This window comes from Nocardia amamiensis (assembly GCF_015477605.1).
GTDB classification, from domain to species: domain Bacteria; phylum Actinomycetota; class Actinomycetes; order Mycobacteriales; family Mycobacteriaceae; genus Nocardia; species Nocardia amamiensis_A.
The window spans coordinates 172,862-192,279 of sequence record NZ_JADLQX010000013.1; the positions used below are offsets into that span (position 1 = coordinate 172,862).

Annotated in this window: 16 protein-coding genes and 1 other RNA gene; 8 read left to right on the top strand and 9 right to left on the bottom strand. The window is 69.2% G+C overall.

Translation table 11 applies throughout. From position 1 onward, the window contains the following. Positions 1 to 76: 76 nt before the first annotated feature. Positions 77 to 7,315: a non-ribosomal peptide synthetase gene (locus tag IU459_RS19000; protein WP_324198929.1), complete on the top strand. Its 7,239-nt coding sequence runs from the start codon at positions 77 to 79 to the stop codon at positions 7,313 to 7,315. A gap of 5 nt (positions 7,316 to 7,320) precedes the next feature. Here IU459_RS19000 and IU459_RS19005 read toward each other — a convergent pair whose 3' ends face one another. Then, a complete protein-coding gene (locus tag IU459_RS19005; protein ID WP_195130877.1) occupies positions 7,321 to 8,136 on the bottom strand; it encodes a helix-turn-helix domain-containing protein in 816 nt (271 codons plus the stop codon). A gap of 111 nt (positions 8,137 to 8,247) precedes the next feature. Here IU459_RS19005 and IU459_RS19010 point away from each other — a divergent pair, with 111 nt between their 5' ends. From IU459_RS19010 to IU459_RS19020, 3 genes are all read left to right on the top strand, one after another. Beyond that, positions 8,248 to 8,655, top strand: coding sequence for a hypothetical protein (locus IU459_RS19010; protein WP_195130878.1), 408 nt, complete (start codon positions 8,248 to 8,250; stop codon positions 8,653 to 8,655). A gap of 70 nt (positions 8,656 to 8,725) precedes the next feature. Then, the gene (locus tag IU459_RS19015; protein ID WP_195130879.1) at positions 8,726 to 9,241 is read left to right on the top strand and encodes a GNAT family N-acetyltransferase; all 516 of its coding nucleotides are present in this window, start codon (positions 8,726 to 8,728) and stop codon (positions 9,239 to 9,241) included. 68 nt (positions 9,242 to 9,309) lie between these two features. Beyond that, positions 9,310 to 10,194, top strand: a complete 885-nt coding sequence (locus tag IU459_RS19020) for a hypothetical protein (RefSeq protein ID WP_195130880.1) — start codon at positions 9,310 to 9,312, stop codon at positions 10,192 to 10,194. An 18-nt stretch (positions 10,195 to 10,212) separates the two neighbouring features. On the opposite strand, the gene IU459_RS19025 is transcribed toward IU459_RS19020, so the two are convergent. Then, positions 10,213 to 10,674 (bottom strand): GNAT family N-acetyltransferase, encoded by a 462-nt coding sequence (locus IU459_RS19025; protein WP_195130881.1) that lies wholly within the window; start codon positions 10,672 to 10,674, stop codon positions 10,213 to 10,215. 44 nt (positions 10,675 to 10,718) lie between these two features. Here IU459_RS19025 and IU459_RS19030 point away from each other — a divergent pair, with 44 nt between their 5' ends. Then, positions 10,719 to 11,006: a hypothetical protein gene (locus IU459_RS19030; protein ID WP_228838127.1), complete on the top strand. Its 288-nt coding sequence runs from the start codon at positions 10,719 to 10,721 to the stop codon at positions 11,004 to 11,006. Here the strand turns inward: IU459_RS19030 and IU459_RS19035 are convergent, their stop codons facing one another. Together IU459_RS19035 and IU459_RS19040 are read right to left on the bottom strand one after the other, a co-directional pair. After that, complete coding sequence (locus tag IU459_RS19035) at positions 11,007 to 11,525, bottom strand: TrmH family RNA methyltransferase (protein WP_195130882.1); 519 nt, start codon at positions 11,523 to 11,525, stop codon at positions 11,007 to 11,009. It lies immediately after the preceding gene. Between the two features lie 233 nt (positions 11,526 to 11,758). Beyond that, positions 11,759 to 12,646 carry an alpha/beta hydrolase gene (locus IU459_RS19040; protein ID WP_195130883.1) on the bottom strand — a complete coding sequence of 296 codons (888 nt, stop codon included), beginning with the start codon at positions 12,644 to 12,646 and terminating at the stop codon, positions 11,759 to 11,761. Between the two features lie 36 nt (positions 12,647 to 12,682). On the opposite strand from IU459_RS19040, the gene rnpB reads away from it, so the two are divergent. Next, positions 12,683 to 13,097, top strand: an RNA gene (gene rnpB / locus IU459_RS19045) — RNase P RNA component class A. A gap of 169 nt (positions 13,098 to 13,266) precedes the next feature. Here rnpB and IU459_RS19050 read toward each other — a convergent pair. Further along, positions 13,267 to 13,641, bottom strand: a complete 375-nt coding sequence (locus IU459_RS19050) for a hypothetical protein (RefSeq protein ID WP_195130884.1) — start codon at positions 13,639 to 13,641, stop codon at positions 13,267 to 13,269. 432 nt (positions 13,642 to 14,073) lie between these two features. Between IU459_RS19050 and IU459_RS19055 the strand changes: the two genes are divergently transcribed. Both IU459_RS19055 and IU459_RS19060 read left to right on the top strand, forming a co-directional pair. Beyond that, positions 14,074 to 14,406 (top strand): hypothetical protein, encoded by a 333-nt coding sequence (locus tag IU459_RS19055; RefSeq protein WP_195130885.1) that lies wholly within the window; start codon positions 14,074 to 14,076, stop codon positions 14,404 to 14,406. Positions 14,407 to 14,421: 15 nt separating this feature from the next. Next, positions 14,422 to 15,873 carry an RNB domain-containing ribonuclease gene (locus IU459_RS19060; RefSeq protein ID WP_195130886.1) on the top strand — a complete coding sequence of 484 codons (1,452 nt, stop codon included), beginning with the start codon at positions 14,422 to 14,424 and terminating at the stop codon, positions 15,871 to 15,873. A 61-nt stretch (positions 15,874 to 15,934) separates the two neighbouring features. On the opposite strand, the gene IU459_RS19065 is transcribed toward IU459_RS19060, so the two are convergent. The 4 genes from IU459_RS19065 to panB form a co-directional block, all read right to left on the bottom strand. Further along, entirely contained in the window at positions 15,935 to 16,801 is an 867-nt protein-coding gene (locus IU459_RS19065) for a CHAD domain-containing protein (RefSeq protein ID WP_195130887.1), read from the bottom strand. Positions 16,802 to 16,806: 5 nt separating this feature from the next. After that, entirely contained in the window at positions 16,807 to 17,769 is a 963-nt protein-coding gene (pip, locus tag IU459_RS19070; RefSeq protein ID WP_195130888.1) for a prolyl aminopeptidase, read from the bottom strand. Positions 17,770 to 17,782: 13 nt separating this feature from the next. Further along, positions 17,783 to 18,220, bottom strand: coding sequence for a hypothetical protein (locus IU459_RS19075; protein WP_195130889.1), 438 nt, complete (start codon positions 18,218 to 18,220; stop codon positions 17,783 to 17,785). A 181-nt stretch (positions 18,221 to 18,401) separates the two neighbouring features. Beyond that, positions 18,402 to 19,259 carry a 3-methyl-2-oxobutanoate hydroxymethyltransferase gene (gene panB, locus IU459_RS19080; protein ID WP_195130890.1) on the bottom strand — a complete coding sequence of 286 codons (858 nt, stop codon included), beginning with the start codon at positions 19,257 to 19,259 and terminating at the stop codon, positions 18,402 to 18,404. Positions 19,260 to 19,418: the final 159 nt, after the last annotated feature.

Consider the following 19,418-nt stretch of genomic DNA (forward strand, 5'->3'; position numbering starts at 1 on the left):
TGCGTGTCAGAGATCAGGGTGGGCTTGGTTATATCCGCGCACAGCCGGTGCCGCGAGTGTCGCGATAGGAGTGACTGTGACATCCGAACCGAGTGCTACTCCCCATAGACCCGAGGCGTGGCCGGTCAGCGCGTACCAACGCGATGTGTTGTCCGTGGCCTTCCGGTACGGACCCGCGCCGGTCACCAGAAACGCCTACTGTGCGTTCCTGGACGAGCCCTTCGACATGGCCCGGCTGCAGGCCGTGGTCCGCCGGGCACTGCTGAGTGACGCCGCGCTGCGGCTGCGTTTCGAATTCACCGAAGGCCGCTTCTGGCAGTGGATTTCCGACGAGCTGCCGGAAGTCGAGCTGATCGACCTGAGCTGGGCGTCGGACCCGGCGGCCGCCCGCCAGGAATGGGTGAACCGGGCCAATCTGACGCCATCCCCGCCGCGCCGGCCGTTCCGGGTCGCCGCGCTGGTCGACGGACCCGACCACTTCTACCTCTACGTGGCGATGCACCACGCGATGATCGACGGGTGGGGCGTGAACGCGTTGTGGGCCGCCCTGGTGGACAACTACAGCCGTTCTGATCTGTCACTCGAACTGCTCGCCGAACCGGAACCGGTCACCGAGGAGTCCGACCGCAGCGTGCGCACCTACCGCAGGATCGCGGCCGAACACGAGGAGTATCTGTCGTCTCCGCAGTGGGTCGCCGACCGCGACGCCCTGGTCCGCCGCTTCGGAGGAGTGGTTCCCGCGCTCTTCTCCGGCCGGGCGAGCACCCCGAACGTGGACCGGGGACGACGGCGCGTGGTGGTGGAACCCGCGTTCCTGGACCGGATTCGCGCTACCGGCTTCTCCGTCTTCGCCTTCACCGTCTCGGCGCTGGCCGCGTACCTGACCACCGTCCATCGCTCCGAGGAAGTGGTGATCGGTGTCCCGATGCTGAACCGGCACAGCGCGGAGACCTTCCGCACCGCCGGACACCGGACGAACGTGGTGCCGCTGCGCATCCGGGTCGACCCCGCCGAGCCGTTGTCCGCGGTCGCGTCCGAGGTGGCCGCGCAGATCCGGGAACTCAAGCGCTACGAGCGCTTTCCGTACGGTGATCTGGCTCGTGCGCTCAGCAGCGATCCGACCGCGCCGCCGCTGTTCGACGTGGCGTACTCCTACATCAAGATGCCGTCGTCGGATCACCTGGACAAGATCCTCGGCACCATCGACATCGTCAATCCGGGCACGGTGCTCGAGGCGCTGAACATCCTCGCCGTCGAGCACGCGCGCGACGGTTCGCTGAACCTCCAGCTCTACTACGACCGAGACGTCTTCGACGAGAACTTCCCGTTCGAATCGGTGGTGCGCAGCATCGGCGCCCTCCTGACGGCGGCGCTGGATCGGCCGGACGCCCCGATCTCGGCATTGCCGCTGATGCCCGCGCGCGAGCTGGCCGCCATCTCCGCTTTCGAAACCGGGCCGCGCGAGGAGTTTCCGTACACCACGATCGACCGCTTGTTCCGCGAGGCGGCCGCCGAGCACCCGGATCGAGTGGCGATCGAGGCGGTCGCGGGCTCGGGGGAGCGGCCGCTGCGCTACCGTGAGCTGTCCGCGCTGGCCGACGGATTCGCCGCACGGCTGCGTGCGCTGGGCGTGACCGGCAACGAATGCGTCCCGGTGGTGCTGACGCGCTCGACGGAGCTGCTCGTCGCGATTTTCGGCACGCTGCGCGCCGGGTGCGCGTACGTGCCGTTGGACCCGGACTTTCCGGCCACGCGCATCGAAACCGTGCTCGCCGACTGCGGGGCACGCTTCGTGGTGGCCGGACCGGAGCATCAAGCGGTGTTCGACAAACTGCGCGTCACACGGATAACGGTGGCCGACACCGAGCCCGCACGTGGTGTCGAAAATGTCTCGCATCCAGCGGATCTGAGCTACCTCATCTACACCTCGGGCTCCACGGGCGTGCCCAAAGGCGTGATGATCGAGCACCGGTCGGTGGTGAACCGGCTGACCTGGATGCAGCGGCGCTACCCGTTGCACGCCGGGGACGTGATCCTGCAGAAAACGCCGGTCACCTTCGACGTCTCGGTGTGGGAGCTGTTCTGGTGGGCGATCACCGGCGCCAGGCTGGCGTTGCTGGAGCCGGGCGGGGAGCGCGATCCGCGCCGCATCGTCGACGCCATCGCCGCGCACACGGTCACCGTGCTGCACTTCGTGCCGTCCATGCTGGCCGCGTTCATCGACGAGCTGGCGGCCGATCCCGCTGTGGTCGCGCGGATCGGCAGCCTGCGCCGGGTGTTCTGCAGCGGCGAGGCCCTACCACCGGCGCTGGTGCGCCGATTCCATGCGGTCTTCACCGCGGCCGGGGCGGCGGTGCCGGAGCTGGTGAATCTCTACGGCCCGACCGAAGCCACGGTCGACGTCTCCTATTTCGACTGCCCCCGCGACGAGGGGCTCGACGTGGTGCCGATCGGCCGTCCGATCGACAACATCGACCTGCTCGTGCTCGACGAAACAGGCCGCCGCGTACCGGTCGGGGTGCCGGGCGAACTGAACATCGCGGGCGTCGGCGTGGCGCGCGGGTATCGCGGCAGGCCCGAGCTGACCGCGGCGGCCTTCGTCGACGATCGCGGGGTGCCTGGTCGGCGGCGCTACCGCACCGGCGATCTGGCGCGCTGGCTGCCGGACGGCAACCTCGAGTATCTGGGCCGTTTCGACGACCAGGTGAAGATCCGCGGCAACCGGGTCACGCTCGGTGAGGTGCACAACGCCATGCTCGGTTGCCGCGGGGTCCGCGCCGCGGCGGTGGTGGACGAACTGTCCGAGGCGCACGGCGTGCAGCTGGTCGGCTATTTCGTCGGAACCGACGTGACCGGCGAGGAGATCGCCGAGCAGATCGCGGCGAAACTGCCGCGCTACATGGTGCCCACCCGGCTGATCCGGGTAGATCGAATCCCGCTGACCCGCAATGGGAAACTCGACCGCCGCGCACTCGCCGAGCAGCTCGTCCTCGGACACGGCGCCGAGCAGGTCGCGGGTGTCGAGCCGCGCACCGACGTCGAGGCGCGGCTCGTGCGAGTCTGGTGCACGGTGCTCGGTGTCGAGTCGATCGGTGTGCACGACAACTTCTTCACCCACGGGGGCGATTCCATTCTCGCGCTGGCCGTGCGCACCGCGGCCGAGCGCGCCGGGCTCTACTTCGACGTGGACGCCTTCTACCAAGCGCCGACCATCGCCGAGCTGGCGCGCGTCGTACGCGACGACCGGGACGGCGACGACCACGCGCGCGTCGTCGCGCCGCTGGCGACGGTGCCGCTCATCGACCGCGCCGCGCTGCACCAGGTGGAGGACGCGTTCCCGGCCACGGCGCTGCAGCTGGGCATGCTGTATCACAGCATCGAGCGCGCCGACTCCGTCACATACAAGGACGCGTTCCGCTACCGGCTCGAAATCCCCTGGGATGACGCGGAGTTCCGTGCGGCCGTGGACCGGCTGGTGCGGCGCCAGCCCGCGCTGCGATCGTCGTTCGAGCTGAGCAGATACTCGATTCCGCTGCAGATCGTGCACACCGAGGCGCCCTACGAGCTGGAGATCGTCGACCTCGGCGATACCGACGAGCTGGACGGCGCGGAACTGATCGAGTCCTACCTCCAGGACCGTACGCACGCCCAGTACGACATGGCGGTCGCTCCGCTGTTCGCCATCCGGGTGTTCGTCCGTCCCGGTCCGCAGGAACCGGTGGGCACGGTGGACCTGGTTCTGAGCTTCCACCACGCCATCCTGGACGGCTGGAGTGTCGCCACCTCGGTGCTGGAACTGCTGCTGGACTACCTGAGCCATCTCGGCATGACGCAGACCCGGATCGAGGCCACCCCGCATCCGGCGACCGTCCTGGCCGAGTACGCGCAGGTCGAACAGAGCAGTGCGCACGACACCGCGGCTCGCGAGTACTGGCTGACCGCGCTCGCCGGGGCGGAACCCACCGCCCTGACCGCGCTCGGCGCGCACCGACCGGCGGTCGCCGAGACGCCGCACGCGAAAGCGCTGGTGCCGCGCCGCTTGGCCCAGCGCGTGACCGCATTCGCCACGCGCCACCAGATTCCGGAGAAATCGGTCTATCTGGCCGCGCACTGCCTGGCGCTGCGGACACTCACCGGACGCACGGACGTGACCACCGGTGTGGTCACCCACGGTCGTCCGGACCGCGCCGGCGCCGAGCGGGTGGCCGGGCTGTTCCTCAATACCTTGCCCGTCCGGTTGGACGGCACCGCGACCACGTGGCGTGCGGCGGTGGAGCAGATCGCGCGCCGGGAACGCGAGGCCTACCCGTACCGCCGCTACCCGCTGCGCTCGATCCTCGCCGACGGCGGGCCGGTGTTCGAGACCGCCTTCAACTACGTCAACTACCACGTCTTCCAGCCGATGCTGGTGCTCGACGGGGTGCGGCTGCTGGAATTCGACGCCCGCGAGGAGACCAACTTCCAGCTGCTGGTGACCGCGGCGACCGACCCGCGCGACGGCCGGATGTGGCTGCGCGTCAACGGTGATCACACGCTGACCACCGAGCAGTGCGCGACCGTGGCGCTCACCCAGCTGCGCATGCTGGCCGCAATCGTGGCCGACCCCGACGCCGCCATCGACCGCGGTGCCGGCCCAGTGATCGCCCGCGACGTGGGCACGCTGGTGGCCGACGCCGCCGCGCTCAACCCGGCGGCGATCGCCCTGGCCGGTGACGACGAATCCGTCACCTACGACGAACTGATCGAACGTTCCGACCGGCTGGCGCGCCGGCTGGCCGGGCTCGGCGTATCGCCGGGCGACCGGGTGGGCATCCTGATGCGGCGTCGTCCGGAGCTGGTACTGCTCGTGCTGGCGCTGACCCGGATCGGCGCCGCGTGCGTTCCCCTGGACGTCAGCTACCCGCGGGCCAGGCTGAATCTGATGATCGACCGCGCACACCCGCACCGCGTGGTCGCCGACGCCGACTATCGCGACATCGTCGACGATCCCGCCTTGGTGCTCGACACCACCCTGCTCTTCGACGACTCCGCTGACGACGCGGATGTCGCACTACCCGAACATATTTCGCCCGATTCGGTGGCCTATGTGCTGTTCACCTCGGGGTCGACCGGCGAGCCCAAGGGCGTCGCGATGCCGCATCGGGGCCTGACCTCGCTGGTGGATTGGCAGATCCGCGCGGCGACCGGCACCGGCCTGCGCAGCACGTTGCAATTGGCGCCGTTGAGTTTCGACGTGTCGTTCCAGGAGATCTTCACCACCCTCGCGGCCGGGTCGACCCTGCGGGTGAGTTCGGCCGACCTGCGGTCGAACGTCGAGCAGTTGCTGACCACCGTCGTGGACGAAGGCATCGAACGGCTGTTCCTGCCGTATGTGGCGTTGCAGGCGTTCGCCGAGGCGGCCGTGGCTCTGCGCAAGTTCCCGACCGAGCTGAAGGTGCTGATCTCCTCCGGTGAGCAGCTGCGCATCACCGACGAGATCCGCGCTCTGTGCAAGGTGGTTCCGGGTTTGGTGCTGGAAAACCAGTACGGCCCGACCGAATCCCATGTCGCCACCAAATTCACCCTGCAGGGTCCGGCCGACGAGTTCCCCGCGCTGCCGCCCATCGGCCGAGCCGTGGACGGCGACACGGTGGAGCTGCTCGACAGCGCGCTGCGCCCGGTGCCCGACGGCGTGATCGGCGAGATCTATCTCGGTGGCCGTTCCCTCGCGCGCGGCTACGCGGGACGGCCCGCGCTCACCGCCCAGCGGTTCGTGGCCACCCATGCGGGCGGAATCCGCTACCGCACCGGCGATCTCGGCGTTCGGCTGTTCTCCGGCGACATCGTGTGCCTGGGCCGCAGCGACAGCCAGGTGAAGATCCGTGGCTTCCGGGTGGAGCCGGCCGAAGTGGAGCTGTGCATCCTCGGCCTGGTGGAGAAGTTCCCGGGCATTACCGAAGCGGCCGTGGTGGCACGCGGTTTCGGTGGTATCGACGGGTCGCTGATCGCGTTCCTGGTCGGCGCGGCGGAGCAGACCGATCTGGCCGCGCTGCGGCACGACCTGCGTGCGGTGCTGCCCGCGCACATGGTGCCGTCGCGGTTCGCCTGGCTCGACGAGCTGCCCCGCACGCCCAGCGGCAAACGCGATGACGCGGCCTTGCGCGATTACGGCGAGTCCGTCCCGGATTCGGTGGCGGCGCAGCGGGAACCGGCCGACGACTACGAGCGGTCGGCGGTGCAGTTGCTCGCCGAATACGCCGGTCTGCGCGCGATCGGCGTCGACGACGACTTCTTCGCGGCGGGCGGGACCTCGATCGGGGCGATGCGCGTGGTGATGGCGCTCTCGCGCCGGTGGGGTGTCGAAGTGCCGCTGGACGCGTTCATCAGCGCGCCCACCGCGGCCGGGCTCGCCACGCTGGTGCGGGCGGGCGGCGACGTGCACCGCACCTTCGACCCGCTGGTGCCGCTCAACCCCGACGGCACCAAGCCGCCGCTGTTCCTGGTGCATCCGATCGGCGGGAACGTGCTGTGCTACTTGACCCTCGTGCGGTACCTGGATCCGGATCGCCCGGTGTACGGACTGCAGGCGGCGGGCGCGGACGCGGGTAGTGCGCCGGAGAAGACGATCGCGGCGATGACCGAGTCGTATCTGGAAGCGCTGCGACGAGTGCATCCGACCGGCCCATATCATCTGGCGGGTTGGTCCTTCGGCGGCTATGTCGCCTTGGAGATGGCGCGTCAGCTTCCCGCCCACGAAGTGTTCAGCGTGACGCTGTTGGACACCATGGCCCTACGCGCGCAAGCGCGCACACCCATCCCGGAGGAGAAGCTGATCCGGTGGTTCTTCCTCGAGCTGCTGTGGTACGCGCGCGGAAGCCAGTCCGCCCTGGTCGATTTCGAACCCGACGTGCACGGTTCCGAGGAGCTGTTCGCGGCGATGCTGGCCGAGGCGGTGCGGTCGGAGATCCTGCCGTCGGCTAGTTCACCGCAGGCGATCCGGCGGCTCTACGAGGTGTTCTACGCCAACTACTCGGCCATGCTGGACTACAAGCTCGAGCCCTACGAGCGAGACATCACGCTGCTGCGCGCCACCGAGGGGCTTCCGCCGGGCGTCGACCTGGCGCACCAGACCGTCGGCAGCATGTTCGACAGCGCGGACAACGGCTGGAAGCAGTACGCCGCCCGCCGGTTCACGGTGATCTCGGTGCCCGGCGATCACCTGAACATGATGACCGAACCGAACATCAGCGAGTTGGGGCTGCGCCTGGACGAGGTACTGTCCGCCGCCGACCCCGACCTGCACCGGCAGTGGGACGAATCCATGCTGGACGCCTGAGGAACTCACGGATTCGTCACGGCCGCCATCCCGCGCAGCGCGGCCGTGGTGAATTCGTCCAGCGGATAGAACAATTCGATGGCCAGCTCGGACAGCGTGACGTCAGCGGGTGCGCCGAAGGTGGCCATCGTGCTGAACATCGACAGCTCACCGTCAGGTGTCCGGATCCGGATCGGCACCTCGAACGGACTCGGCGGCGCGCCGGCCTCCGCTGTGTCATCGGCGGCCGGTGCGTCCGGGTAGCCGGAAACCTCGTCGTACAGCGCCGCCAGCTCATGGTCGCCGCTCGCGCTGACCTGCCTTGCGAGCCGCTCCAGGAACAGTGCGCGCACCTGGGCGAGGTTGGCCAGCCGGGACGCGAGTCCATCCGGGTGCAACACCAGCCGGTAGACGTTCGGGCGCGGTGCCCGCACGTGCGCCGGAACGCCGTCCATCAGCACGCTCATCGCCGCGTTCCCGGTCACCACATTCCACAGCCGATCGATGACCACGGCCGGATATGGTTCGTGGGCGGCCAGCATGGTGTGCAGGGCGGCTCGGACCGACATGAGATGCGCGTCGTCGAGACTGCTCTCCAGATACGCGGGTGCGTAACCGGCGGCCATCAGCAGCGTATTGCGTTCGCGCAGCGGCACGTCGAGTGTGTCGCACAGACGCAGCACCATCGCCCGGCTGGGTGTGGCGCGCCCGGTCTCCACATAGGAGAGGTGACGCGCCGAGGTATCCGCCGCCAGCGCCAGATCCAGCTGACTCAACCTGCGCCGCTGCCGCCATTCACGCAGCAGGACGCCCGCTCTCGATCGCGTCTGCACCGATGTCATTCGTTCAGCTAAGCACCCGCGCCGCCGTCCGGCCATGACCTGCGAGGTTATTGAGACGCTCACCTGCGAGCCAGCAAGGTTGGTTCGGCGGACCGAACACAGGAGGACGACATGACACCCACAACCCTGGCCAGGCCGAGCGGCAACGCCACCCTTCTGCGCACTGCGCTCACGGTGGACGGCTGGAGCACCGGGATCTTCGGCGCGGTATTGGTGGCGGGCGCGGGGTTTCTGCGGGACCCGCTCGGGCTGCCGATCGGTTGGAGCATTCCGTTCGGCATCGTGATGCTGGGCGGTGCGCTCGTGCTGCTGATGGTCGCCCGACAACCGGTGATCGCGGTGCGGCACGCCCAGGCGGTCGTCGCCGTCAACGCGCTCTCGGTTGCCGGCATGATCGGGCTGGCCGGTTCCGGTGTGCTCCCGTTGACCGGTCTCGGAGTGATGTTCTTCATCATCGGCGCCGTGGCGGTCGCGATCTTCGCCGGACTGGAGTTCGCCGGGCTGCGCAAGCTCGGTTGACGTGGGGCGGCCCAGCCGGACACCGCAAATCCTTTGCGCACGTTACCGCTGACCAGGTAGAGAAATCCAGATGGACGTCTCGACACCCGAGATCAGATTGCTCGTGCCGGATGATTGGGCGGCGTTCCGGCGCGTCCGGCTCACGGCGCTGGCCGACACGCCGCAGTTCTTCGGCTCCACCTTGGCCGAGGCGCAAGCCCGCACCGAAGGTGACTGGCGGCGTTCGCTGACCGATCGGGCGCAGTTCCTGGCCGAGTCGGCCGGAGAGGAGCTGGGCACGGTCGCGGGCATGCCCGATCGGGTACGCGGTGGTGTGCATCTTATTTCGATGTGGGTGGCGGCGCGGGCGCGCGGGACCGGGGTGTCGGACCGGCTGGTTCGCGCGGTGCTGGATTGGGCCGTTGCGGGTGGTCACCGCGTAGTCCACTTGGAGGTCGCCGAGAGCAACACGTTCGCCCAGCGGTTGTATCTGCGCAACGGCTTCCTGCCGACCGGGGTGAGCGGGGCCATGGCCCCGGGCGACTCACGGCGCGAATTCGAGATGGAGTGGCGTTCTTCGATGTCCGGTTTGTCCCACCGTTCGTAGGGTAACCGGGCAGCGACGGCATCCAGGAAATCTGTCCGGCGCCGCGCAGCCGAGGACAGGAGACAGTGATGAACGAACGTGAACGCCCGGATTCGGAATCCGACGGCGTCTATGACGTCGCCGATGTGGTGGAGACGGCCGGTAGCGGTCAGCCAGGCGAGGGTTTCGGCCGCCACGCCGCGAGAGATCCCGTGCAGGGCGAGCCGGAGGCGGAGGCGGAGGCCGCAGGGCAGGCGAAGGACGCGGCCGCCGAAGTGGGCGGTACCACGGCCGGAGAGCCAGGTATGACGGGGGAGACGTCCACCGCAAGGCGCGAGGCGGAAGAGGGCGCTGCTGAGGCGCGCCCCGCCGCTGCCGGAGCGACAGGTATGACGGGGTTGGAGACGCCGAGCGTCAGGCGCGAGGCCGAGGAGGCCGCTGCTGAGGTGAGCGGCATGGCCGCCGCAGCGGTGCCATTCTCGGAGGCGGAGGCGACCGTCGGGCGAGGGGCTACTGAGGCGGGTGGCGCTGCGGCCGGAGCGGCGCCGCTTGGGGAGGCCGAAGCGGCCGCCGGGCGAGAGGCCGCTGAGGCGAGTGGCGCTGCGGCTGGAGCCGCATCGTTCGGGGAGGGCGAAGCGACCGCCGCCGGGCGAGAGGCCGCTGGGGTGAGTAGCCCTGCCACCGCAGCGGCACAACAGGCGGAGTCGCGGACCGGCGTGGGGCGAACTGGCGAGTACCAGACCGAGCAGGCCGAGCCTGCGGTGGAGGAGTCCGTGCAAAACGCCGCGGAGCGCGCCGAGTTGGCGGAGGCCAACGCCGCGAGCGCTGCCGAACTCGGCGCTGCCGGACTTCCCGAGTCCATGGCCTATCCGGGCCGCACCCTCATGGACACGGTTCGTGACAAGCCCATACTGGCGGCCGCGCCCGCAGCGGTGCTCGCCTTCATCCTCTGGCGAGCAATCCGTGGACGATGAAGCCCCGGCCGTCGTGCCTCAGATGCGCCGCCGATAGAACTGCCGGGAACCGCCCTCCGGGCCGGGAGCCGCGGCTTCCGCGGGATCGAATCCCATGTGTTCGTAGAACGCACGGGCGCCGCTGGCCGTCGCGCCGGGATGATCGGCCCCGAAGGTGACCACTTCGAGTGTGCCGGGGCAGCGCACGTACCGGCGGATCGCATCCGTGGTCAACGCCCGTCCGATGCCGTGTCCGCGAGCCTGCTCCGCGACGACCAACCAGTTCACCCGGTAGGTCGGCGGCTGGGCGCCGAACATCATGCCGCCGAGCACTTCGGCCCCCGCGGACCGGGCGACGAGCGCCGTGCCCGCCCGAACGTGCCGCAGCACCGCCGCATGGAATCCGGCGTCGTCGACCATCGGGCCGAACCAATGCTCGACCTGCCCCGCCAGTTCGAGAAAACCGGCGAGGTCCTCTTCCCGCGCAAGCCTGACAATCATCCGCGCCATCGTGACAGCATCGGCCGCCGCCGTCGACCCCTGCGATGGTGTCAGTCGGCGAACGCGAGGCCGGACGCACGGAACCCGAACTGGCCCAGGCTTATCGCGAAGGCCGCCGCCGAGGCGACGACGCCCACCGTCAGGTCTTGTCCCTGTGGCCGCCGGGCACGCTGCGCGATGGCATCGACGTGCCGACCGCCGTGGACGTCTACGCGGCGGTCTGCAACATCGACGTCTACACCGAACTCACCGCCCGGCGCGGTTGGCCGCCCGAGCGGGTCGAGGGGTGGTGGGCGGAGTTGCTCGCGCGTGAGCTGCTGGTCGAGCCGTGATCAGCACAGCCCGGCCAGTTTGTAGAGGACCAGTGATCCCGCCACAGCGACGTTCAGGCTGTGCCCGGTGCCGACCATCGGGATCTCCACGGTGATGTCGGCCAGTTCGAGGCCTTCGGGCGGGATGCCGGTGGTCTCGTGCCCGAGGAGCACAATGGTGCGCCGCCGGGCTGCGGACAGATCGGCGAGGCGGATCGATTCGTCGGTCAATTCCACGCCGACGATCGCGGAGCCGCCGTCCCGCTGCCGGGCGAGCCATCGCTCGACCCGTCCATCGATCCAGTGCACGCATTGCCGGTGCCGCAGCGTATTGCCATGCGCCAGCGCGTCGGGCACCCAGGGCCGACGCGGCACCGCCATGCACGCGCCGACCGCGTCGCAGGTGCGCAGCAGCGTGCCCAGGTTCACACCGTGCTTCGGCCACAGCGGTGCGACTAGCAGATGATTCCAGCAACCGTGGCCGCGCCTGCGGCGCTGTCCGCGCAGTTCCGTGCGGGTCTTGACCCGCGCGGCAGTCATGGGGAAACGGGAGCTGTCTTCCCGTGGGAGAGAGTGATATTCATCGAGACGATGCTTGGCGGCGCATCGGAGCCATCACCGAGTGCGGAAATGCCCGAGATTCATTGGCTTCCCACGATACGCCACATCTCGGCCCTGCCCGCTCGGCCCTGCCCGCGAATGCACAGAGGCGCAGCCGGATGTACTCCGTACCTCAGCCCGGGCCGGGCCGAACGAAGGCTCGAGGCAGCCGCTTACGGCCGCAGCACGGATACCAGGAATTCGGTCTGGTCGTATACCGCCTTTTCGAATACTTCGTCGAAGTAGATGTCGAAATGGCCCGCCGGATAGCGCTTTACGACCGCGTGCTTGGTGCGTTCGGCGGCGCGCAGAGCCGATTTCACGGGGGCGACGGAATCGTCGTCGCACAGTGCGTACAGCACGGGCATCTTCAGCGCTTTCGCGCGTCGTCCCGGTGCGTCGAAAAGTGCGGAGAACGCCACCCGCGCCGCCACTTTCGGCTCGTAGGTCTCGCTCTCGTCGCTGAGCCTGCGGAAGCCCTCCGGTACGTCGGGTGCGCTCATCAACGCCGCGGCGCGCTTGCGTCCGGCCAGCCGGATGCGGACCGGCTTGCGCCGGATGGTCCCCACCAGTAGATCGGTGGCCGCGATGGTGGCAACCTTGGTCACGCTGATCGGCCCCTTCGCCAGCGCCGAGGACAGGCCGCTGGTGAACGGCACCTGCGCGACCACGGCGGCGATGTAGTCGTCGTCCGGTGCGACCGACAGGACGTGCCCGCCGCCGAACGAAGTGCCCCACAACGCGATTCGGGTCGCGTCGATCCCGCGCAGGGTGCGCGCGTACGCGATGGCGGCATGCCAGTCCGCACGCTGGCGCCTGATGCTCAGCAACTGGCGTGGCGTGCCCTGACTGGCGCCGAAATGCCGATAGTCGAACACCAGGACCGCCATGCCCGCGGCCGCGAAACGGCGCGCGTACCGATCCAGTCCCATTTCCCGATTGGCCCCCAGCCCGTGTCCCATCACCACTAGCGGGCGGGGTTTGGGTGCGCCGTCCGGGCGATAGAGCCACGCCGCGCACTGCTCGCTTCCGGAAGGGAAGCCGACCTCGACACGTTCCATGGCCACTAACCGTACCCAGTATTCTGTTATCGCGGACGAGTTGGTCGGGCGGCCGCGGCGCAGGGAACGGGCACGATCGTGCCGCCGCCCGGCGCCGAGGAAAGTCCGGACTCCACAGAGCAGGGCGGTTGCTAACGGCAACCCGGGGTGACCCGCGGGAAAGTGCCACAGAAAACAGACCGCCCACGGCCGTCGAGGCCGTGCGGTGAGGGTGAAACGGTGCGGTAAGAGCGCACCAGCGCCCCGGGTGACCGGGGCGGCTCGGTAAACCCCGCCCGGAGCAAGGTCGAAGGCCGCACCGTCCGCGGTGCGGCTGCGCAGGCGTTCGAGGGCTGCTCGCCCGAGCCTGCGGGTGGGCCGCTCGAGGCACCCGGCAACGGAGTGTCCAGATGGATGGCCGCCCCCCGGTGCGAACCGGGGACAGGATCCGGCTTACAGACCAACTCGTCCGCCCACCCGCTTGCGGCCCGTCCGGGTTCGCGCTCGGCAACGGCGAGAAGAGGGGCCCGTCGTCGGCGGTATGCCGGATCCCGCAACGTGGAACCGGCGCATCGCTGTCGCTAGCTGTCAGCAGTTACCGCCGCCGACTTCGACGGGCGTACGTCTTCAGTGCGGAGTGATCAGCACATCAGATTGGCCATCTGATAAATGGCCTTGGCTTCCTCCGCGGTCGGCTGGGTGGTGCCTGCCGCCCGCTTGGTGATGTTGGCGACGACGTCGGACTCGGACTTGCCCGCCTTGATGTCTCCGCAGGTCTCCGACAGGATGCTCGCGATCTTCGCGTCATCCTTGCCTTCGGCGAGCTTCGGGAACGCGCCCCGGAAGCTGACGACGAATGCGCCCGTCTTCACCGTGTCGACCGTGGTGGTAGCGCCCTGGGATGCGGCCGCCGTGGTCGAGGAGGCGGCGCTGCCGGACTTGTCGTCCCCGCAACCGGTGAGGAGCAGGGAAAAGAGGGTGGCGCTGGCCGCGAGTGCGGCGATGGTTCTTATCACGCGCGGGATGCTAGCGGGCCAGGATCACTGCTGCCTCCCGTCAGGTTAACGGGAGGCAACGAGCGTGCGAGAACAATCGCGCGGTCAGCTCGGGTTGATGGTGAAGACTCGGGCCCAGTAGGCGGCCTGTTCGGGACCGAGCAGAGGCAGCAGGTAGTCGAACAAAATCGATGACATAAGTGTGGGGCTCCCAATTGTCGGCGCACGGCACATTTTCGAAAGCGCGGGCGAACGCGACGCCCGGCACGGCGGCTCACGTTAGCAGCGCGGGCGCTGTGGTGTCGCAGCCGGAAATTTTCGTCGATCCGATTCGTGCGCCACTGGCCGGGAGGGTGATGGACGTCATAAAGTAGTCGCCGTTGGTTAAGGCCCGGTGCGGGGCAGCACCGGGCCATTCATACTTCGATCGCGGGAAAGCAGGTCTCAACACATATGCGAGTAGTTCGCTCCTTGGTCGCCGGTGCATTGGTGGCGGGCGCCGCCTCGGTTTTCGCGGTGCTCGGCGCCGGTTCCGCCAACGCGGTCGCGGTGACGCCACTGCCGGGTGGGGTTCAGGTCGACCTCAGCGCCGCCGACACGGTGTGGGTGTATCAGAATCACGTCGGCCTGGCCATCGCCGGGCTGCCGCATCCGTCCGCCGCCTCCTTCGGGCAGGCGCTGGACGCCGCGGCACAGGTTTCGTCCTCGGTCCCCGGTGGCCGGGTCACCTTCACCGTCTACGGTCCGTTCGATCAGCTGAACGGCACCATGCTGGCCCTGCAGTAGGACCGGCGCCGCAGCGTGGAACTCCACCAGCGGATCGTCTCGGCACCGGTAGATTTCGGCGCCATTCGTTCCGAGTTCGGGCTGGCCTCGGCGTATCCCGCCGAGGCAAGCGCGGAGGCCCGCGACGCGGTCGACGCGTTCGCGGGCAACCGGGTCGATCGCACGGACATCCCGTTCGTGACGATCGACCCACCCGGGGCCATGGATCTGGACCAGGCCCTGCATCTCTTACGCACCCCCACCGGCTTCCTCGTGCACTACGCCATCGCCGATGTCGGTGCCGTGATCGCTCCCGATGGCGCGCTCGCCAAGGAGTCCGGCGCCAGGGGGCAGACGTTCTATCTCCCCGACGGCACGGTGCCGCTGCACCCGCCGACCCTGTCGGAAGGGTCCGCGAGCCTGCTGCCCGGCCGAACTCGCCCGGCCGCGCTATGGACCATCGAACTCGACGAGAACGCCGAACCGCAGCGTTTCTCGGTGGTACGGGCCTTGGTGTGCTCCCGCGCCCGGCTCGACTACTCCGGCGTGCAGGCCGACGCCGAGGCCGGTCGGTTGCATCCCTCGATTGCCGCCCTGCCGGAGTTCGGTGCGCGGCGCATCGCGGCGGGGCTGGCGCGCGGCGCGATCGGGTTGCGGCTGCCTGCGCAATCCGTCGTCCAGGACGAGCGCGCCGACGGACACTGGCGGCTGGTGGTCGAACCGCGCACCGCCGCCGACGACTGGAACGAACAGGTCTCGCTGCTGACCGGCATGTGTGCGGCGCAGATCATGCTGAACGGGAACGTTCCCGCCGAGCAGCAGGTCGCGCTGCTGCGCACCATGCCGCCACCGGCCGAATCCGCGATCGACTCCATGCGCCGCACCGCGCATGCGCTGGGCGTGGCCTGGCCCGCCGAGGAAGCGGTCGGGCAGATGCTGGCGCGGCTGGACCCCAACACGCCCGCGGCGCTGGTGCTGATGTCCGAGGCGACAACGCTGCTGCGCGGTGCGTCCTACACCGTGGTCGCTGGGGCCGCCGTAGGCCCGGCCGCACCGGAAGCCCTGCGGCACAGCGGTATCGGCGCACCGTACGCGCACGTCACCGCCCCGCTGCGACGGCTGTCGGATCGATTCGCGACCGAGATCTGCCTGGCCCGGTGCGCGGGCACCGAGGTGCCGCGCTGGGTACGGGACGGGCTGGTGCGCACGGCCGACACCATGCGGCGCAGCGATGGCGTCGCGAGCAAGATCGAGCGTGCCTGTATCGATCTGACCGAGTCGACCTTGCTGGCGCAGCGGATCGGCGCCGAGTTCGATGCCGTGGTGGTGCGCGAGGGCAACGGCAATCGTCCCGCGGTGATCTTCATCGCCGATCCGCCGGTGCTCGGACCGTGTACGGGCGAGCCTCCCGAAGGGGCGGCGGTGCGGGTACGCCTGTTGTCCGCGGACCCGAGGGAGCGGAAAGTCGGCTTCGCGTATCCGGCGTGAATGCGCGGGCACCCGCCTGGCTCTCTGAGCCCGCCGGTGCTGGGCGAATCCGCTACGTGATCTATCCGAAGAGCGCCGCCGCGGTGGCGGGATAGCGGCTCAGTTCGCGCCCGGCCGCGGCGTCCTCGGCGTCTGCGAGGATCTCGTAGAGGTCCGCGGGCTCGCCCGCCGCGGCGGCCTCGGCCGCTCGATCGAGGATCGTACGGTGGGATTCCACCGCGTCCCGGTGGTCGCCGAGTACCGTCTGCAGCTTCTTCGCGCGGCTGCCGAGATCGGCGGCGTCGCCGGCTTCCTGCGCCGCCGCTTCGCATGAGTACCGTAATCGCTTGGCGCTTTTGCGGATATCGTGGAGCAGCTCGATGCGCTCGGTGGCGGCGACGGTGGGCTCGGCGCGGACGAGGGATTCGACCCGGGCGAGATCGCTGCGCAGTACCGCGCCGAAGACGTCGGCGGCCTCCGCCGTGACGCGGGAGTGGCGCAGCGGCGGGGCGGTGCGCCATGCGGACAGTTGGTCGCGCAGCGTGCGGTAGCGTTCGCTGTCCAACGCGGTCAGGACCTCGTCGTGGGCTCGGCGATAGCGATCCCGTTCGGCGATCACCAGACGCGCGGTGACGGGGCCGAGTTCGGCGGGCGGGGTCTGCCCGGCGTGGTCGGCCAGCAGGGTGGCGAACCGGTCGGCGCGCACCTCCGCGTCGCGGGCCTCCCCGAGCAGTCCGGCCAGCCACTTGAGCTCCGTGACCATCACCGCCACCGGCTCCTTGACGAAAAGCCTGCGATAGGACCGCAACACGCTACGCAGCCTGCGCGTAGCAACCCGCATCTGGTGCACGGAATCCGAGGCATCGGAACGGACTTCGGGCTCGGCGGCCAGCAGCCGGTCGATATCGTCCCGCAGCGCGGCGACGAGAGCGATGTCGGCCGTGGTCATCGTGCTCACCCCTCCTTCGCGAATCGGTCGGTCGCTTCGACCAGGTGATGGGTGATGCCGGGCTCGTTCGCCGCGTGCCCGGCGTCGGCGACGATGTGCAGGACCGAACCGGGCCACGCCCGGTGCAGTTCCCACGCGCTGACCGCCGGGCAGACGATGTCGTGGCGGCCCTGCACGATCACGGCGGGGATGTGCGTGATCGCGCCGATGTCGCGCAGCAGCTGGCCCTCCTCGAGGAACCCGCCGTGGCGGAAGTAGTGGTTCTCGATCTTGGCGAAAGCCAGCGCGAACCGGGGCTCGGCCGTTTCGGCTATCCGATCAGGTTGCGGCAGAAGCGAACTCGTCGAACCTTCCCAGGTGGACCACGCGATCGCGGCCGCGCGGGCGACTTGCTCGTCGGGCGAGTGCAGCAGCCGGTGATAGACCTCGACGAGATCCTGGTCGCGCTCGTCTTCCGGCACCGGCGCGAGGAACTTCGCCCACTCGTCCGGGTAGACGTAGCCGGCGGCGCCGTTGTAGTACCAGTCGATTTCCTTGCGGCGCAGGAGGAATACGCCGCGCAGCACCAGTTCGGTCACGCGTTCGGGATGCCGCTGCGCGTAGGCCAGCGCGAGCGTGGAACCCCATGAGCCGCCGAACACCAGCCAGCGCTCGATGCCGAGATGCGTGCGCAGCGCTTCCATGTCGGCGATCAGGTGCCAGGTGGTGTTGTGCTCCAGGGTCGCGCCATCGGCCAGGTGTGGCGTGGAGCGGCCGCAGCCGCGCTGGTCGAACAGCACGATCCGGTAGACGGCCGGGTCGAAGAACTGCCGGTGGTACGGCGCGGTGCCGCCACCGGGGCCACCGTGCAAGAACACCGCGGGCTTGCCGTCCGGATTACCGCTGACCTCCCAATACACCGACTGGCCTGCGCCGACCGCCAGCATGCCGGAGTCGTACGGTTCGATCTCGGGGTAGGGGGTGCGCATTCGGCCTGCCCGGTCAGAAGGCGAGTCCGGAGGCCAGGTCCGGAATTCCCAGTGCCTCGATGGCCTGCTGGCGCACGTCGGCGCAGCTCTTGGTGGTGGCGCGGTCGATGATCGCCTTGTCGGCCAGCACCGCGGCGTTGATGCCGCCGTTGCGCAGTGCCCACTCGTGCACGAGCGCGTTGAGCCCGATCTTGCCCAGCGTTCCGCCCTGGATACGCCAGTTGGACAGTTCCGACCTCATCATGTCGCACAGCTGGTTCCCGGCGGCGTCGGAGATCTCCGGGCTGGCCGGCGTGGTGCGGCCGGTGGTCGGGCCCGGCGTGGCGGATGTCGTGGTCGACGTCGCGCTGCCGGTGGGAGCCGACTCGCTGCCGCACGCGGTCAGGGCCGCGGCGGCGAAAACGCCCGCGATCAGCAGGGAGCTGCGTGAAATCCAACGGCTGTACGGCATCGGTACCTCTGGTCGTGTCGGTATTGTCGGCATCGAGTCTGCCATTGATTTCGCCGACCGGCCCGAACCGGTTGGTTCCACTGGGAATAGTTCAGCCGAGCGGTTCCAGTGCCGGGACCGGGCAGCGCGACGCATGCGCGCACTGCCCGGCCGGTCATCGTTTTCGGCGGGAACGCCGGGATCAGAAGCCGTGTTCGGGCCCGGGGAAGGTGCCCTGGCGCACTTCGGCGGCGTAAGCGGCGGCCGCGGAGCGCAATTCGTCCCCGACGTGGCCGAAGCGCTTGACGAACTTCGCGGTCTTGCCGCTGGTGTAGCCGGCCATGTCCTGCCATACCAGCACCTGTGCGTCGGTGTCGGCGCCGGCGCCGATGCCGATGGTCGGAATGGTCAGCTTCCGGGTGACCTGTCCGGCCAGCTCCGCGGGCACCATCTCCATGACGACGGAGAACGCGCCCGCCTCCTGCACCGCGATCGCGTCGGCGATCAGCTGCTCGGCGCCGTCCCCGCGACCCTGCACGCGGAAACCGCCCAGGGTGTTCACGCTCTGCGGGGTAAAGCCGATGTGCGCCATCACCGGGATGCCCGCCGCGGTGATCACCGCGATCTGCTCGGCCACGCGCTCGCCGCCCTCCAGCTTCACCGCGTGCGCCCCGCCCTCCTTCATGAACCGGGTCGCGGTGGCCAGCGCCTGCTGCGGCGAGGATTCGTAGGTGCCGAACGGCAGGTCGGCCACCACCAGCGCGTGCGGCGCGCCGCGCACCACGCCACGGACCAGCGGGATGAGCTCGTCCACGGTGATCGGCACGGTGGTGTCGTAGCCGTACACGACGTTGGCCGCCGAGTCGCCGACCAGCAGTACCGGGATGCCTGCCTCTTCGAACAGCCGTGCCGTGGAGTAGTCGTAGGCGGTCAGCATCGCCCAGCGTTCACCGTCGGCTTTCATCTGCCGCAGATGGTGCACCCGGGTCTTGCGCACGACCTTCTTGGATTCAGCGGGCACCGCACCGTAGGCAGGGGTTTCCGAATCGGATACGGACATCATCGTCCCTTTCGTCTGTGTCGCCTCGGGGCCCGTCCGGGTCCCCGGGATTGCTTGACGAAACCCAGTGTGCCACCCGCCACCCCGGCGCATTAAGGGCGATGACCGGTGCAATTGGTCACAGCGGCGGGTGGGGTTTGCCCGAGGGGCCGCCGGTGT

Coding starts and splice junctions, on each gene's coding strand:
- IU459_RS19020 (WP_195130880.1), top strand. CDS start 9,310: ATGAACGAACGTGAACGCCCGGATTCGGAATCCGACGGCGTCTATGAC.
- IU459_RS19025 (WP_195130881.1), bottom strand. CDS start 10,674: ATGATTGTCAGGCTTGCGCGGGAAGAGGACCTCGCCGGTTTTCTCGAA.
- pip (WP_195130888.1), bottom strand. CDS start 17,769: ATGCGCACCCCCTACCCCGAGATCGAACCGTACGACTCCGGCATGCTG.
- IU459_RS19035 (WP_195130882.1), bottom strand. CDS start 11,525: ATGACTGCCGCGCGGGTCAAGACCCGCACGGAACTGCGCGGACAGCGC.
- IU459_RS19005 (WP_195130877.1), bottom strand. CDS start 8,136: ATGACATCGGTGCAGACGCGATCGAGAGCGGGCGTCCTGCTGCGTGAA.
- panB (WP_195130890.1), bottom strand. CDS start 19,259: ATGTCCGTATCCGATTCGGAAACCCCTGCCTACGGTGCGGTGCCCGCT.
- IU459_RS19065 (WP_195130887.1), bottom strand. CDS start 16,801: ATGACCACGGCCGACATCGCTCTCGTCGCCGCGCTGCGGGACGATATC.
- IU459_RS19030 (WP_228838127.1), top strand. CDS start 10,719: ATGGTGTCAGTCGGCGAACGCGAGGCCGGACGCACGGAACCCGAACTG.
- IU459_RS19040 (WP_195130883.1), bottom strand. CDS start 12,646: ATGGAACGTGTCGAGGTCGGCTTCCCTTCCGGAAGCGAGCAGTGCGCG.
- IU459_RS19075 (WP_195130889.1), bottom strand. CDS start 18,220: ATGCCGTACAGCCGTTGGATTTCACGCAGCTCCCTGCTGATCGCGGGC.
- IU459_RS19015 (WP_195130879.1), top strand. CDS start 8,726: ATGGACGTCTCGACACCCGAGATCAGATTGCTCGTGCCGGATGATTGG.
- IU459_RS19010 (WP_195130878.1), top strand. CDS start 8,248: ATGACACCCACAACCCTGGCCAGGCCGAGCGGCAACGCCACCCTTCTG.
- IU459_RS19055 (WP_195130885.1), top strand. CDS start 14,074: ATGCGAGTAGTTCGCTCCTTGGTCGCCGGTGCATTGGTGGCGGGCGCC.